The following is a 13,331-nucleotide window of genomic DNA, read 5'->3' as shown; positions in this document are numbered from 1 at the left end:
ATTCTGGCGTTAAAAGATATAGATGTCAGGCTTAATTCTTAGAAGAATCCACATAGGGGAATATATATGTTCGAAGTGCTGGTATATATGTTTGAGAATTACTTTGAAGCAGATATCCGTCCCGACCAATCTACTCTCGCCAAAGAATTATTCGCCGCAGGTTTCGATAGTGATGACATTAATCACGCCTTTGACTGGTTCAGCGCCCTTGAAGCAATGACCGCCAAGGAACTGGCCGGCACCGAACTCAACACCTCGGGTTTCCGTATTTTCAGCGAACCCGAAACCACCAAGATCAGTAGTGAAAGCCTGAGCTTCATCATGTTCCTTGAACAGGCGAAAGTGCTGAACGCCACCGAGCGCGAACTGATCGTTGACCGTGCGCTGGCCTTGCCACAGCCGGTCATTGGCCTCGATGAAACACGCTGGATCGTGCTGATGGCTTTGTGGAAACAGGGCAAAACCAAGGACTACCTGTTTGTGGAAGACGCCGTCTTCGGTGACGCCCACCCTACGCTGCATTAAACAGCGCAAGGTAGGTTGTTCACATTAAGCGTCAGGCCGTCTTCAGGCCTAGGCGCTCGGCCAGGGTAGTGATCATCCCACTCTGATTCAATGTATAAAAATGCAGGCCGGGGGCGCCTCCGGCCAGCAGTTTCTCGCACACTCCCGTTACCACATCCAACCCCAGCGCCCGCAGCGAGGCAAGGTCATCGCCATAATCCTGCAAGCGCAAGCGTAGCCAGCGCGGAATTTCTGCGCCACACACACTGGAAAAACGCGCCAGCTGGGTAATGTTATAGATAGGCATGATGCCCGGCACAATCGGCATATCAATACCCAGGCGTGTACATTCATCCCGGAAATAGAAATACGCATCCGGGTTGTAGAAATACTGGGTGATGGCGGAATTGGCGCCGGCATCCACCTTGCGCTTGAAGTTGGCGAGATCCGCAGTGGGCGATGCCGCTTCCGGATGAAATTCAGGGTAGGCTGCCACTTCAATATGGAAATGATCGCCCGTTTCCTGCCGGATGAATTCCACCAGCTCATTGGCATAGCGGAAATCGCCAGCGCTGACTTCGCCAGAGGGAATGTCACCACGCAATGCCACCAGCCGCTTGATGTCGTGCTGCTGGTAGAGTTGCAGCAGATCACGGATTTCCTGCTTGCTGGATGAGATGCACGAGATATGCGGTGCTGCCTCAAACCCGGCAGCCTGAATATCCAGCACCGTATCAAGAGTGCGGTCACGGGTTGAACCACCAGCACCAAACGTTACCGAAAAAAACTTGGGATTGAGCTTGGCCAGTTGTGTACGTGCCTCGCGAAGCTTGGCCATCCCCTCCTCGGTTTTCGGGGGGAAAAATTCAACACTGATCATGAGTTCCTGGTTATCCATCAGAGTCTGCGCTTTCTCAATCGCGCAGCACAATTGCGCTTAATAACCATGAAATCACGCTGTAGAGGAATGCCCCGACAATGCCAGCCCATAGACCATGCACCTCAAAGCCCTGCAACACATGCCCCACCAGCAAGAACAACAGACCATTGATCACGAGGATGAACAACCCCAGCGTCACAATGGTGACCGGCAAGGTCAGCAATACGAGAATAGGCCGTATCAGCATATTGACTAGCCCAATCACAGCCGCTGCGATAAGTGCTGCGACAAAGCCGGACACATGAATGGATGGAATGAGGTAGGTAACCGCGAGCAACGCCAGCGCGTTCAGTATCCAGACCAATAGTAATTTCATGGCTTATCTCCTTGAACAGGCCCGCGAAAGCGGGCCTGGCGTTTTTTAGTAGCGGTAATGCTCGGGCTTGTATGGGCCTTCCACCGATACTCCGATATAGGCTGCTTGCTGATCGGTGAGGCGGGTCAGCTGGGCATTCAGTTTCTTCAACTGCAATACGGCCACCTTCTCATCCAGATGCTTGGGCAGTGTGTAAACACCAACCGGGTATTGCTCGGTACGGGTGAACAGCTCAATCTGGGCGATAGTCTGGTTGGCAAATGACGAGCTCATGACATAGCTCGGATGGCCAGTACCACAACCAAGATTCACCAGGCGCCCCTTGGCCAGGAGGATGATTTTCTTGCCATCCGGGAAAATCACGTGATCAACCTGTGGCTTGATTTCATCCCACTGGTATTTTTCCAAAGAGGCGACGTCGATCTCGTTATCGAAGTGACCGATATTGCAGACGATAGCCTGGTCCTTCATCTTCGCCATGTGGTCATGGGTGATCACATGGTAGTTACCTGTGGCCGTCACAAAAATATCGCCATGCTCAGCGGCATAATCCATGGTGACCACGCGGTACCCTTCCATTGCGGCTTGCAAGGCACAGATAGGGTCGATTTCGGTTACCCACACCTGGGCAGAAAGTGCGCGCAATGCCTGCGCAGACCCTTTACCCACATCACCATAGCCGGCAACCACCGCAATTTTGCCAGCGATCATGACATCGGTAGCGCGCTTGATACCATCCACCAGCGATTCACGGCAACCATAGAGATTGTCAAATTTTGACTTGGTGACAGAGTCGTTCACGTTAATGGCAGGGAATGCCAGACGGCCTTCCTTGTGCATTTGATAAAGACGATGCACGCCTGTGGTGGTTTCCTCGGTCACACCCTTGATGTGTTTGAGACGGGTGGAATACCAGGTCGGATCAACCGCCAGCTTGGCCTTGATGGCATTGAACAGGCAGATTTCTTCTTCACTGGCAGGGCTGCTCAATACCGAAGGATCGGTTTCTGCCTTGGTACCGAGATGCAGCAACAGCGTAGCATCGCCACCATCATCGAGGATCATGTTGGAATAGCCACCATCGGTCCATTCAAAAATACGGTGCGTGTAATCCCAGTATTCATCAAGGGTTTCGCCTTTGACCGCAAACACAGGGGTGCCCGTCGCGGCAATGGCTGCTGCCGCATGATCCTGTGTAGAGTAAATATTGCAGGAAGCCCAGCGCACCTCGGCCCCCAGATCCTTCAGCGTCTCGATCAGCACGGCAGTCTGGATGGTCATGTGCAGGGAGCCGGTAATACGGGCGCCGCGCAAAGGCTTGGTCAAGGCATATTCTTCGCGGATCGCCATCAGACCCGGCATTTCGGTCTCGGCAATCGCAATTTCCTTGCGGCCCCAGGCGGCAAGGTTCATATCGGCAATTACATAATCTTTGATATCAGCCACAGAATTCATTTTCTATTCCTTTGAATTGTGGCCGGAGGGAAGGGGGTTGGGAGGTCTGTTGACGCTGCTCACCCTCATCCCGTGTCCGGCACGGGTTGGTAAGGTGAGCGCCGTTTACTGCATTGTTCCGAGCCTGGGAAGGCTTCGCCTGGCGAAGCGGACTTGCAGCGCTCCTCGGAATTCTCGCGATTATACGCGCTATTCAGTAGTTAACAAGTTACTGGCTCCATAGATCGTGGATATCCTCAATGCCCCACAGTATCGGGTCTTCATGGCCCATGATCTTGTCTTGCACCGCTGGTTTGGATAAGTCCAATACTTCTACAGGAATGCGTGTGCGGGATTTGGTGGAAAAGAATACCTTCACCAGCGGCTTGAGTAGCGAAACCGGATTCTGGTCGACCACAACACCCAGTCGTCCAGACTGCAGCATGACCATGGAGCCGATGGGGTAAATGCCCACGCTTTTCACAAAGGCTTTGAATACCCGATCATCAAAATGCGTTTTACTCCACTGCGCCATGCGTTGCAGCGATACACCCGGCTCCCAGCCTTCTTTGTAGGGACGATTGGAGGTCACCGCGTCATACACATCGCAAACGGCACCCATTTTGGCAAAGATGCTGATTTCATCGTTTGGCAGCTTGTGGGGATACCCCGTGCCATCGACTTTCTCATGATGATGCAGGCAGACATCCAGCGCGACCTCATCTACCCCATTCGAGGCCAGCAGAATCTCATGACCCGCCTTGGGATGACCACGCACAATGTCAAACTCTTCATCCGTCAGCTTGCCTGGCTTGTTGAGTATGTCCAGCGGAATGGCAGACTTGCCAATATCGTGCAGCAGGCCGGCAAGGCCCGCTTGCTTGGTTTGCTTGTCATCCATGCCAAGTTGCCTGGACAAGGCCACCATCAACGCACAGACCGCCACCGAGTGCATATAAGTGTAATCATCTTTATGCTTCAGCCGTACCAAGCTAATGAGCGCCCCTTCATTTCGCGATACAGACGCGGTGATCTCTTCGACCAGCGGCATGGCGTCGGCTGCATTGACGGCTTGGCCCATGCGCACTTCATTAAACATTGAGGTAATGGCCTGCTTGGAGGCCTTCAGGAGTTTTTTTGCCTGCGCCCTTTCCTGCTCCGCGCTGATGCGCTTGATCGCCGGTGCAGACGAAGAGGGCTTGAGGTCTGCCCCAAGGGATGGACTTTCAGGTTCCGCTGATGGCGCAAGCGGCGCTGCCTCTTCTGCCTCTCTGGCCTCGGCATTTCCAGATTCGTGCAATACATCCAGCCCCTTGCTTACATCAATGACAAGATCCTTGACCGGACTTGCCTGCAAGGTTTTCAGCATGGCGGGGTCTTCCAGTTTGAAAGACTTACGCCAGAATGGATGGTCGATCCAGGAGCCTCCCAGCTCCTGGATATACATACCCAGACGCACCTGGGTAACAGCAATACGCTTTAACATAATGGCTTTCGACTAGATGGCTAGATGTTGAGCGCGGTTTATTTTTTGGCTATCGAAACTACACAGCAGCGCGCAAGGCAGCAGCCTTGTCTACAGCCTCCCAGCTGAATTCTGGTTCATCGCGGCCAAAATGACCGTAGGCGGCCGTTTTGGTATAAATCGGCCGTAACAGATCCAGCATCTTCACAATGCCCTTGGGACGCAGATCAAAATGATCCAGCACCAGTTGGGTCAGCACTTCATTCGGCACCTTGCCTGTGCCGTAGGTTTCCACCATGACACTGGTCGGACGTGCCACACCAATGGCGTACGAAACCTGCACCAGGCAGCGCGAGGCAAGCCCCGCCGCTACGATATTCTTGGCCACATAGCGCCCGGCATAGGCCGCTGAGCGGTCAACCTTGGAAGGATCCTTGCCGGAGAAAGCACCGCCACCGTGCGGCGCAGCGCCACCATAGGTATCCACGATGATCTTGCGACCAGTCAGACCGCAATCGCCCTGAGGTCCGCCAATCACAAAGCGACCGGTCGGATTTACCAGAAACTTGATTTCGCCCTTGATCAGTTCCGCAGGCAAGGTCGGCTTGATGATCTCTTCGATCACGGCTTCACGGATTTCGTCCAGCGACTTTTCTGGCGCGTGCTGCGTAGAGATCAGCACGGTATCAATCTTGTGCGGCTTGCCATCCACATACTGCACCGTGACCTGGCTCTTGGCATCAGGACGCAGCCAAGGCAGACGACCATCCTTGCGCAGTTGCGACTGGCGCTCCATGAGACGGTGAGACAGCCAGATAGGCAAAGGCATCAATTGCGGGGTTTCATCGCAGGCATAGCCGAACATCAGCCCCTGGTCGCCAGCGCCCTGATCCAGCGGATCATCATTGGCATTGTCGACACCTTGTGCAATATCAGGAGACTGCTTGTCGTAAGCCACCAGCACAGCACAACCCTTATAGTCGATGCCATAGTCAGTATTGTCGTAACCGATGCGCTTGATGGTTTCACGCGCTACCTTGATGTAGTCCACATTGGCGGATGTGGTGATTTCACCGGCCAGTACCACCAGGCCAGTGTTGGTGAGCGTTTCAGCCGCGACGCGTGCCGTAGGGTCTTGCTCGAGAATAGCATCCAGAATGCTGTCTGAAATCTGGTCAGCCACCTTGTCAGGATGGCCTTCGGATACGGATTCGGAGGTAAAAAGATATTCGCTCATCGCTTCTCGGTTTTATATAGTGGATATTTTTGAAAGATTAAAGTCGTCACAGGCTGGACGGCAAAAGATTGCTAGAATAGCAAAATCCCCTTGGTTCAAAAAGAAATACATGCTCAACGTACTACTCCGTTTCCTCGCTGCATGGCCCTTGCTATTGCTGCATCTCGTCGGTGTTGTGGCAGGCTGGATCACCTTCTGGACGGACAAAAAATTTTCTCGTCGTACCCGCAAAAATCTCAAAATGGTCGGGTTGACCAACACCTCTTATCACTTTCGTCGCCTGCTACGCCGCAATGTGGCCGAGACCGGTAAATCCATCCTTGAGACCCTGTCACTCTGGGGGCGTTCACGCCCCGCGATGTTGCGCTGGGTCAAGCGCCAGCATGGCTGGGAACACGTCGACCAGGCGCTTGCCAGCGGCAAGGGTATTATTTTTCTCACCCCACACCTGGGTTGCTATGAAATCACGGCTCGCTTCTATGCCACACGGCATCCCATCACCATCCTGTTCCGGCCATCGCGCCAGTCCTGGCTGTCTGGCGTTCTGGAGCAAGGCCGTCTTCATGATCAGATGAAGCTGGCCCCGACCACCCTGAGTGGAGTCCGCAGTCTGTTGAAAGCCCTTAAAAAAGGCGAAGCCGTGGGCATACTTCCCGATCAGGTACCCGAGCATGGCGAAGGCGTCTGGGCACAGTTTTTCAATCATCCTGCCTACACCATGACCTTGGTCAGCAAACTACAAGAAGCCACAGGGGCCGTTGTCCTCATGGCCTTTGGTGAGCGCCTTTCATGGGGTCGCGGATTTGCCATTCATATTACCCCCTTGCAAGGCGATGCATCACCCCAACGTATTAATGACGCCATTGAACAACTTGTTCGGCAATATCCTGCACAATATTTATGGAGCTATCGGCGCTTCAAGCAACCTCAGTCCCGTAAAGCTGAGACTGCCAGCGCAACACCGGCGGCATAATTAGGGGCAAACAGCGACTCTACTTATAATGCAGAGTATTTATCGGCTTACACTTAGCAACGGCAACCCATGATGAAACTTGAATTTACCAAGATGCAGGGCATCGGCAATGACTTTGTCGTCATTGATGCCTACTCCCGGCCAGTATCCCTGACAGCGGATCAAATCCGCACAATTTCTGACCGGCATTTTGGCGTGGGCTGTGACCAGCTGCTGATCGTCGAGCGCCCCACTGCCCCTGAAGCAGCTTTTCGTTATCGCATATTCAATGCAGATGGCGGAGAAGTGGAACAATGCGGTAACGGTGCCCGCTGTTTCGTGAAATTTGTACATGACCAGGGCCTGACCAAGCAGCGCGAAATTTGCGTGGAAACTGCACGCGGCCTGATTTATCCTCGTCTGGAAGACAGTGGCGAGGTGACCGTCAACATGGGCCCTCCAAGCTTCTTGCCCGCTGACCTGCCCTTTGAAGCCGAGTCTACACAATCTTGGTATTCGCTTGATCTGGCACAAGAAACCATCGAAGTGGCTATCGCTTCCATGGGCAATCCGCATGCCGTTCAACTGGTAGATAATGTAGACACTGCGCCAGTTGCCGAACAAGGCCCCCAGATTGAATCCCACCGGCGTTTTCCCAAGCGGGTTAATGCCGGTTTCATGCAGATTGTCGACCCGCATCACATCCGCTTGCGCGTATTCGAGCGCGGCAGCGGGGAAACCCTGGCCTGCGGCACCGGGGCTTGCGCGGCTGTCGTAACCGGTATACGGTTAGGTCATCTTGCATCCCCGGTCAGCGTCAGCACTCACGGCGGAGAGTTGAGCATCGCCTGGGCGGGTGGCGATAGCCCAGTCTGGATGACGGGGCCTGCTGCTACCGTATTTACCGGCGCTATCGATCTATAAATCCGGGCGGATATCATCCGCCCTCTCCATCAAGCACAAGGAATTTACATGGAAGTCACACTGCAAGTTTCAGACGATCAGGTCGCTGAATATCTGCAAAAAAATCCGCAGTTTTTTGAACGTCACCCCATGTTGCTGGCGGATATGTATCTGCCCAGCCCGCATGGTATCGGGACCGTATCACTGGCGGAACGCCAGCAGCTTGCACAACGCGACAAGATCCGTGTGCTTGAGTCACGCATGGCGGAGCTGCTGAGCTATGGCAAGGAAAACGACACGATCAGTGAGAAGGTGCATCGCCTGAGTCTGGGTCTGCTCGCCGCCCAGGAGTTTGATATTCTGCTGCAACTGCTTGTTCACAGCCTGCGCGAAGACTTTCAGGTGCCGCACGTCGCGGTTCGCCTGTGGGCCACACCGCAAGAGCTGACGCACGCCGCACATGAGGCCTACCAGCAAGTGGATGCCGAGCTCAGCCAGTGGACACAAAATCTGCTCACCCCGTATTGTGGCAAGCAGCCCGGACTGGATCTTGGCACATGGTTTGGCGCTGATGCGGCACCGCAGTCCTATGCCCTCATTGCTCTGCGTAGCGAACATGCCTTTGGCCTGCTGGCATTAGCCTCCGACGATGGCAATCGCTTTTATCCCGAAATGGGCACACTTTTCCTCAAGCGCATCGGCGAGCTGGTCAGTGCCGCCCTGCTACGCCATGTTACGCTCAGCTAAAGTGCAGAACTAAACCCAGATGGTCGATTATCTTGCCCAATATCTCGACCATCTGAGCCATGAGCGGCGCTTAAGTCCATTAACGCGCGAAAACTACCAGCGCGACCTGCGAATTTTGCTGGAACTGCATGGCGAGCTTCCCTTGAAAGAAATGACCGGAGCGCATATTCGCCGGTATGTGGCCACGCTGCATGGCCGCAGCCTGGGGGGGCGATCCATCGCGCGCATGCTCTCCGCATGGCGTGGATTTTTCGAGTTTCTTATTCAGCGCCATGGTTTTTCAGCCAATCCGTGCCAGGGTATCCGTGCGCCAAAATCACCAAAATCATTACCGCATGCCTTATCGCCAGACCAAGCGGTGCAACTGGTTTCGATAGAGGATGAAGACACCCTGGCCCAACGTGACCATGCCATGCTGGAGCTGTTTTACTCCTCCGGTCTGCGTCTGGCCGAACTGGTCAACCTGGACCTGGATGCCTTGAATCTGGGCGAAGGGACCATCACCGTCACCGGCAAAGGCAACAAGACACGCATCGTCCCTGTAGGGCAACATGCCATGAATGCCTTGCAAGCCTGGCTTTCCATACGATCAGGGTTACCGATTCAGGATACCTCGGCGCTTTTCCTGTCACGCCTCGGCAAACGCTTAAGTCGCCGCGCCGTGCAATATCGCCTGCAGCAATGGGCGATCCGGCAAGGCATCAATATCCGCGTGCATCCTCACATGCTCAGACACAGTTTTGCCAGCCATGTACTGCAATCCAGTGGAGATCTGCGCGCCGTGCAAGAGATGCTGGGGCATGCCAACATCAGCACTACACAGGTGTATACGCATCTGGATTTTCACCATCTCGCCAAAGTTTACGATTCAGCGCATCCACGCGCGCGTAAAAAGTAACACTCTGGATTTTGGCTACGACATCACGTCAGCCTTGCTGACATGAGTCTCCACCGCAACAGGCAGACCTCTGCCTGTTGTCACCATCTCGCCAAAGTTTACGATTCAGCACATCCACGCGCGCGTAAAAAGTAACACTCTGGATTTTGGCTACGACATCACGTCAGCCTTGCTGACATGCGTCTCTACAGCAAGAGGCGACAAGCTTCTTTTGTGGTCACATACAGCCTTGCAAGCATTGCTCAGCTCGCGCTTCGCCATTTTTGAGAATCATTCTCAGCACGAGAATTCTCGAATTCTTATGGCAGAATAAAACTCTAAGCTTCGTCACACCTCCCTCATTTATTCAAAGGAAATCTCAATGGAACATCAATTACCTGCTTTACCTTATGCTAAAAACGCGCTTGCTCCATACATTTCTGAAGAAACACTTGAGTTTCACTACGGCAAGCATCACCAAGCCTATGTCACCAATCTGAACAACCTGATCAAAGGTACTGAATTCGAAAACAGCAGCCTGGAAGACATCATCAAGAATTCCAAAGCCGGCATCTACAACAACTCCGCGCAAATCTGGAATCACACCTTCTTCTGGAGCAGCATGAAGCCAAATGGTGGCGGTGCTCCTACTGGCCCACTGGCCGATGCCATCAATGCAAAATGGGGCTCTTTCGATGAGTTCAAAAAAGCCTTCCAAGCATCTGCTGTGGGCAATTTCGGTTCTGGCTGGACATGGCTGGTGAAGAAAGCTGACGGTACCGTGGATATCGTCAACATGGGCGCCGCTGGCACCCCACTGACTACCGGTGACAAGGCACTGCTGACCATCGACGTATGGGAACATGCTTACTACATCGATTACCGCAATGCACGTCCCAAGTTCGTTGAGACCTTCCTGGCTTCTCTGGCTAACTGGGATTTTGCTTCGGCAAACTTCGCCGCTTAAGAAATTAAGCTAGCAGACACAAAGGCCGCTTCAGCGGCCTTTTGTTTTTTTAATGTCATAAATGTATGCGATGCTTAGGCACTGTCCGCATTGTGTAAATTTCTGCTAAACTTGCAACTATGTTGCGTCGCATATTTCTCACCGTTTCGCTCGTCTTCCTGTTTGCCTTTGGCCAACAGAGCGCCGCCGTGCATGAAATATCCCACTACACGGATATTCTGTCGCAAAAGCAGGATGCTTCGCCTCATGGTGGTTTTTGCGATAAATGCCTGAGCTTTGGCGAGTTGGCAGCAGGCCTGCAGCCTGCCATCCATGCCATCCCCATAGTCCCTTTTTCTGAACTAGCCTGGCATGACCAGAGCACCCCGTTTAACCCTGCATTTTCAAGCCAGTTCTCGGCTCGCGCTCCGCCCTCTGCCGCATAACCATTGTTCGCTGTGCCGGTTAATCGCCGACACTCATCCCATGTTATGCAATTGAGGTTTACCCATGCTGCCGATCTCCCCTGCCGCGCGCCCTGGCGCACGCAAAAAACTATTCATGGCTATCGCCCTGGCGTTCAGTCCTGCCTTATCTGCCACTCACGCTTATGCCGCAGATGACGCTACAAAATCCTCCAGTACCCTGCAATTAGCTCCCGTCGCTGTTACAGCCAACCCATTGGGGGTGGATTCCGACGCTCTGGTAACGCCAGTCTCCGTATTGAGCGGCCGAGATTTGTCGCTTCAACGGGAAAGCACCTTGGGTGAAACCTTGAAATCCATCCCGGGCGTTAGCTCCAGTTATTTTGGTCCGAATGCTTCGCGCCCGGTGATACGCGGCCTGGATAATGACCGCGTTCGCATCATGCAAAACGGCATTGGTATTCTGGATGCCTCTGCATTGAGCCCTGATCATGCCGTCGCACTAGACCCATTGATCATTGAGCAGATCGACGTGGTACGCGGCCCGGCAGCATTGCTGTATGGCGGTAGCGCCGTTGGTGGCGTGGTAAATGCCATTGATCATCGCATTCCCAAAGAAGCGATTGATGGCGTGACGGGTCGTGGCGAAGTCCGCCTCGGTGGCGCTGATAACCAGAAAAGTGGCGCTGCCGTCATTGACGCTGGCAATGGTGTTCTGACCTTGCATGCCGATGCCTACGAACGCAAAACCGATGATCTGGATATCCCAGGCTATGCCGTCTCTCGTCGCAAAAGCGAGGCGGATGGCACAGCCCGCGAAGATAGCGGTCGCCTGGTCAACAGCAGTTCGCGTTCCGATGGCGGCGCATTGGGCGCATCGGTGAATTTCGGTAACGGCTATGCCGGGCTTTCCTACTCCGATTACAACAGCAATTACGGCACGGTGGCAGAAAAAGACGTTCGTATTGACATGGACAGCCAGCGCTGGGACTTCGCTTCCGAATTCCGTGATCTCGGCAATATCGTGCAGGCGGTAAAGGTGAAGATGGCGCATACCGATTACCAGCATCAGGAAATCGAAGATGGCGCAGTAGGCACGACCTTCCGTAACCGTGGTCTGGAAACTGCGATTGAAGCGCGTCACGGCAACATCGGTCCGCTGTCTGGCGTGGTGGGTCTGCAACTGCAGAACTCCCGCTTCCAGGCCTTGGGCGAAGAAGCCTTCATTCCCAAAAATAGCACCGACAGCAAAGCCTTGTATGTTTATGAGGAGCTGCCATTGGATGCGTTGAAATTAAGTCTGGGAGGCCGCGCTGAGCAAGTAGATGTAGATTCGAATGGCGGCGGAAAATTTGGCCCGGCAGTTTCGCGAGATTTTGCACCGCGTAGCGCCGCATTTGGCGCCTTGTACGCCCTGACACCCACATGGTCGCTGGTAGGCAATCTCTCGCATAACGAACGCGCGCCCAGCTACAACGAACTGTATGCCAATGGCGCCCATGTCGCCACAGCCCAATACGAAATCGGCAACAGCAATCTGGATATCGAACGTTCCAACGGTGTAGATACCCAATTACGCTGGAAAGAGGGCAAGAACAGCTTCAGCGTGGGCGCTTTCTACACTCGCTTCAGCAATTTCATCACGCTCAACAATACCGGGCGGCAAGTGGATGAAGACGGTGTGGTCGGCGGTGATCTTACCGAAGCGCAAATTCTGCAAGTGCCCGCCATTTTCAAAGGCTTGGAGGGCGAAGGCAAATTCCGCGTATACGAAGGCACGGGCGATCTTGATCTGACCTTGCGCGGCGATTACGTGCGCGCCACCAACCGCGACACGGGCGACCCACTGCCACGCATTGCGCCACTCAAGCTGGGGTTCGGCTTTTTGTATCAATTGGATCGCTTCGGCTCCAAGCTGGATGTGCTACATGCCTTCAAGCAAGACCGCACGGCAGATGCAGAGCTGGCCACCAATGGCTACACCCAGGTCAACCTGACGGCCACCTACCGCATTCCATCCCAGTTTTATCTGGAGGCCTTTGCCAAGGCCTACAACTTGTTGAACGAAGAGATTCGCGACCACACTTCCTACCTGAAGGACATTGCCCCCATGGGTGGCCGTTCCATCATGGTCGGCTTGCGCGGCGCGTTCTAACAATCAAGCACCAAAGCATGAGGCTGGAGACAACCTCATGCTCCTCCCCTTGCACTTTCGTGCGCCACTTCAGCCCCAAGCAGAACTACCCCCCGGCATACCCCATGCGTTATCATGTCGTTTTGGCATTTGCGAGATAGAACACTTATGGCACGGACTGTACATTGCGTTAAATTGGGACATGACGCGGAAGGCCTGGATTTCCCCCCTTACCCTGGCGAGCTCGGCAAACGCATTTATGAAAACGTATCCAAAGAAGCGTGGGCCGGCTGGCTCAAGCAGCAAACCATGCTGGTAAATGAGAACCGCCTGAGCCTGGCTGACCCCCAGGCGCGAAAATATCTCTCCCAGCAAACCGAAGCTTACTTTTTCGGCGGTGGAGCAGATACGGCTTCTGGCTATGTACCTCCAAAAGACTGAATGAATAGCG

The 13,331-nt window shown here is 53.9% G+C and carries 14 protein-coding genes and 1 riboswitch; of the genes, 9 read left to right on the top strand and 5 right to left on the bottom strand.

The window, feature by feature from the left end; all coding sequences use genetic code 11:
• Positions 1-66: 66 nt before the first annotated feature.
• Complete coding sequence (locus tag LG203_RS08095; protein ID WP_230336276.1) at positions 67-525, top strand: DUF494 domain-containing protein; 459 nt, start codon at positions 67-69, stop codon at positions 523-525.
• A gap of 31 nt (positions 526-556) precedes the next feature.
• Here the strand turns inward: LG203_RS08095 and metF are convergent, their stop codons facing one another.
• The 5 genes from metF to metK form a co-directional block, all read right to left on the bottom strand.
• Positions 557-1,402, bottom strand: a complete 846-nt coding sequence (gene metF / locus LG203_RS08090) for a methylenetetrahydrofolate reductase [NAD(P)H] (RefSeq protein ID WP_230345311.1) — start codon at positions 1,400-1,402, stop codon at positions 557-559.
• A 16-nt stretch (positions 1,403-1,418) separates the two neighbouring features.
• Positions 1,419-1,760, bottom strand: coding sequence for a phage holin family protein (locus LG203_RS08085; protein ID WP_230345310.1), 342 nt, complete (start codon positions 1,758-1,760; stop codon positions 1,419-1,421).
• A gap of 45 nt (positions 1,761-1,805) precedes the next feature.
• Positions 1,806-3,215 carry an adenosylhomocysteinase gene (gene ahcY, locus LG203_RS08080; RefSeq protein WP_230345309.1) on the bottom strand — a complete coding sequence of 470 codons (1,410 nt, stop codon included), beginning with the start codon at positions 3,213-3,215 and terminating at the stop codon, positions 1,806-1,808.
• 89 nt (positions 3,216-3,304) lie between these two features.
• A riboswitch (S-adenosyl-L-homocysteine riboswitch) is annotated at positions 3,305-3,388 on the bottom strand.
• A 35-nt stretch (positions 3,389-3,423) separates the two neighbouring features.
• Complete coding sequence (locus LG203_RS08075; protein WP_230345308.1) at positions 3,424-4,680, bottom strand: HD-GYP domain-containing protein; 1,257 nt, start codon at positions 4,678-4,680, stop codon at positions 3,424-3,426.
• 58 nt (positions 4,681-4,738) lie between these two features.
• On the bottom strand, positions 4,739-5,896 hold the full coding sequence (gene metK / locus LG203_RS08070) for a methionine adenosyltransferase (RefSeq protein ID WP_230345307.1): 1,158 nt from the start codon (positions 5,894-5,896) through the stop codon (positions 4,739-4,741).
• Between the two features lie 109 nt (positions 5,897-6,005).
• Between metK and LG203_RS08065 the strand changes: the two genes are divergently transcribed.
• The 8 genes from LG203_RS08065 (at position 6,006) to LG203_RS08030 (ending at position 13,321) form a co-directional block, all read left to right on the top strand.
• On the top strand, positions 6,006-6,869 hold the full coding sequence (locus LG203_RS08065) for a lysophospholipid acyltransferase family protein (RefSeq protein ID WP_230345306.1): 864 nt from the start codon (positions 6,006-6,008) through the stop codon (positions 6,867-6,869).
• A 72-nt stretch (positions 6,870-6,941) separates the two neighbouring features.
• Positions 6,942-7,772 (top strand): diaminopimelate epimerase, encoded by an 831-nt coding sequence (gene dapF / locus LG203_RS08060; RefSeq protein WP_230345400.1) that lies wholly within the window; start codon positions 6,942-6,944, stop codon positions 7,770-7,772.
• A 48-nt stretch (positions 7,773-7,820) separates the two neighbouring features.
• Positions 7,821-8,498 carry a DUF484 family protein gene (locus tag LG203_RS08055; RefSeq protein WP_230345305.1) on the top strand — a complete coding sequence of 226 codons (678 nt, stop codon included), beginning with the start codon at positions 7,821-7,823 and terminating at the stop codon, positions 8,496-8,498.
• Between the two features lie 19 nt (positions 8,499-8,517).
• Positions 8,518-9,396, top strand: coding sequence for a tyrosine recombinase XerC (gene xerC, locus LG203_RS08050; RefSeq protein WP_230345304.1), 879 nt, complete (start codon positions 8,518-8,520; stop codon positions 9,394-9,396).
• Positions 9,397-9,757: 361 nt separating this feature from the next.
• On the top strand, positions 9,758-10,342 hold the full coding sequence (locus LG203_RS08045; RefSeq protein WP_013440997.1) for a superoxide dismutase: 585 nt from the start codon (positions 9,758-9,760) through the stop codon (positions 10,340-10,342).
• Positions 10,343-10,461: 119 nt separating this feature from the next.
• Positions 10,462-10,767 carry a hypothetical protein gene (locus LG203_RS08040; protein ID WP_230345303.1) on the top strand — a complete coding sequence of 102 codons (306 nt, stop codon included), beginning with the start codon at positions 10,462-10,464 and terminating at the stop codon, positions 10,765-10,767.
• A 64-nt stretch (positions 10,768-10,831) separates the two neighbouring features.
• Complete coding sequence (locus LG203_RS08035; protein WP_230345302.1) at positions 10,832-12,901, top strand: TonB-dependent receptor; 2,070 nt, start codon at positions 10,832-10,834, stop codon at positions 12,899-12,901.
• Between the two features lie 147 nt (positions 12,902-13,048).
• Positions 13,049-13,321: an oxidative damage protection protein gene (locus LG203_RS08030; protein ID WP_230336265.1), complete on the top strand. Its 273-nt coding sequence runs from the start codon at positions 13,049-13,051 to the stop codon at positions 13,319-13,321.
• The last annotated feature ends 10 nt before the right edge of the window (positions 13,322-13,331 follow it).

It is taken from the genome of Methylovorus mays, assembly GCF_020531915.1.
Classification (GTDB): domain Bacteria; phylum Pseudomonadota; class Gammaproteobacteria; order Burkholderiales; family Methylophilaceae; genus Methylovorus; species Methylovorus mays.
The sequence above is the reverse complement of the archived record's forward strand: the minus strand, read 5'-3'. Positions and strand labels throughout refer to the sequence as shown.

Bases quoted from the DNA above. Each gene is read 5' to 3' on its own strand.
- LG203_RS08045 (WP_013440997.1), top strand. From the start codon at position 9,758: ATGGAACATCAATTACCTGCTTTACCTTATGCTAAAAACGCGCTTGCT.
- LG203_RS08055 (WP_230345305.1), top strand. From the start codon at position 7,821: ATGGAAGTCACACTGCAAGTTTCAGACGATCAGGTCGCTGAATATCTG.
- dapF (WP_230345400.1), top strand. From the start codon at position 6,942: ATGAAACTTGAATTTACCAAGATGCAGGGCATCGGCAATGACTTTGTC.
- LG203_RS08030 (WP_230336265.1), top strand. From the start codon at position 13,049: ATGGCACGGACTGTACATTGCGTTAAATTGGGACATGACGCGGAAGGC.
- LG203_RS08075 (WP_230345308.1), bottom strand. From the start codon at position 4,680: ATGTTAAAGCGTATTGCTGTTACCCAGGTGCGTCTGGGTATGTATATC.
- xerC (WP_230345304.1), top strand. From the start codon at position 8,518: ATGGTCGATTATCTTGCCCAATATCTCGACCATCTGAGCCATGAGCGG.
- LG203_RS08065 (WP_230345306.1), top strand. From the start codon at position 6,006: ATGCTCAACGTACTACTCCGTTTCCTCGCTGCATGGCCCTTGCTATTG.
- ahcY (WP_230345309.1), bottom strand. From the start codon at position 3,215: ATGAATTCTGTGGCTGATATCAAAGATTATGTAATTGCCGATATGAAC.
- LG203_RS08035 (WP_230345302.1), top strand. From the start codon at position 10,832: ATGCTGCCGATCTCCCCTGCCGCGCGCCCTGGCGCACGCAAAAAACTA.
- LG203_RS08085 (WP_230345310.1), bottom strand. From the start codon at position 1,760: ATGAAATTACTATTGGTCTGGATACTGAACGCGCTGGCGTTGCTCGCG.
- metF (WP_230345311.1), bottom strand. From the start codon at position 1,402: ATGGATAACCAGGAACTCATGATCAGTGTTGAATTTTTCCCCCCGAAA.
- LG203_RS08040 (WP_230345303.1), top strand. From the start codon at position 10,462: ATGTTGCGTCGCATATTTCTCACCGTTTCGCTCGTCTTCCTGTTTGCC.
- LG203_RS08095 (WP_230336276.1), top strand. From the start codon at position 67: ATGTTCGAAGTGCTGGTATATATGTTTGAGAATTACTTTGAAGCAGAT.
- metK (WP_230345307.1), bottom strand. From the start codon at position 5,896: ATGAGCGAATATCTTTTTACCTCCGAATCCGTATCCGAAGGCCATCCT.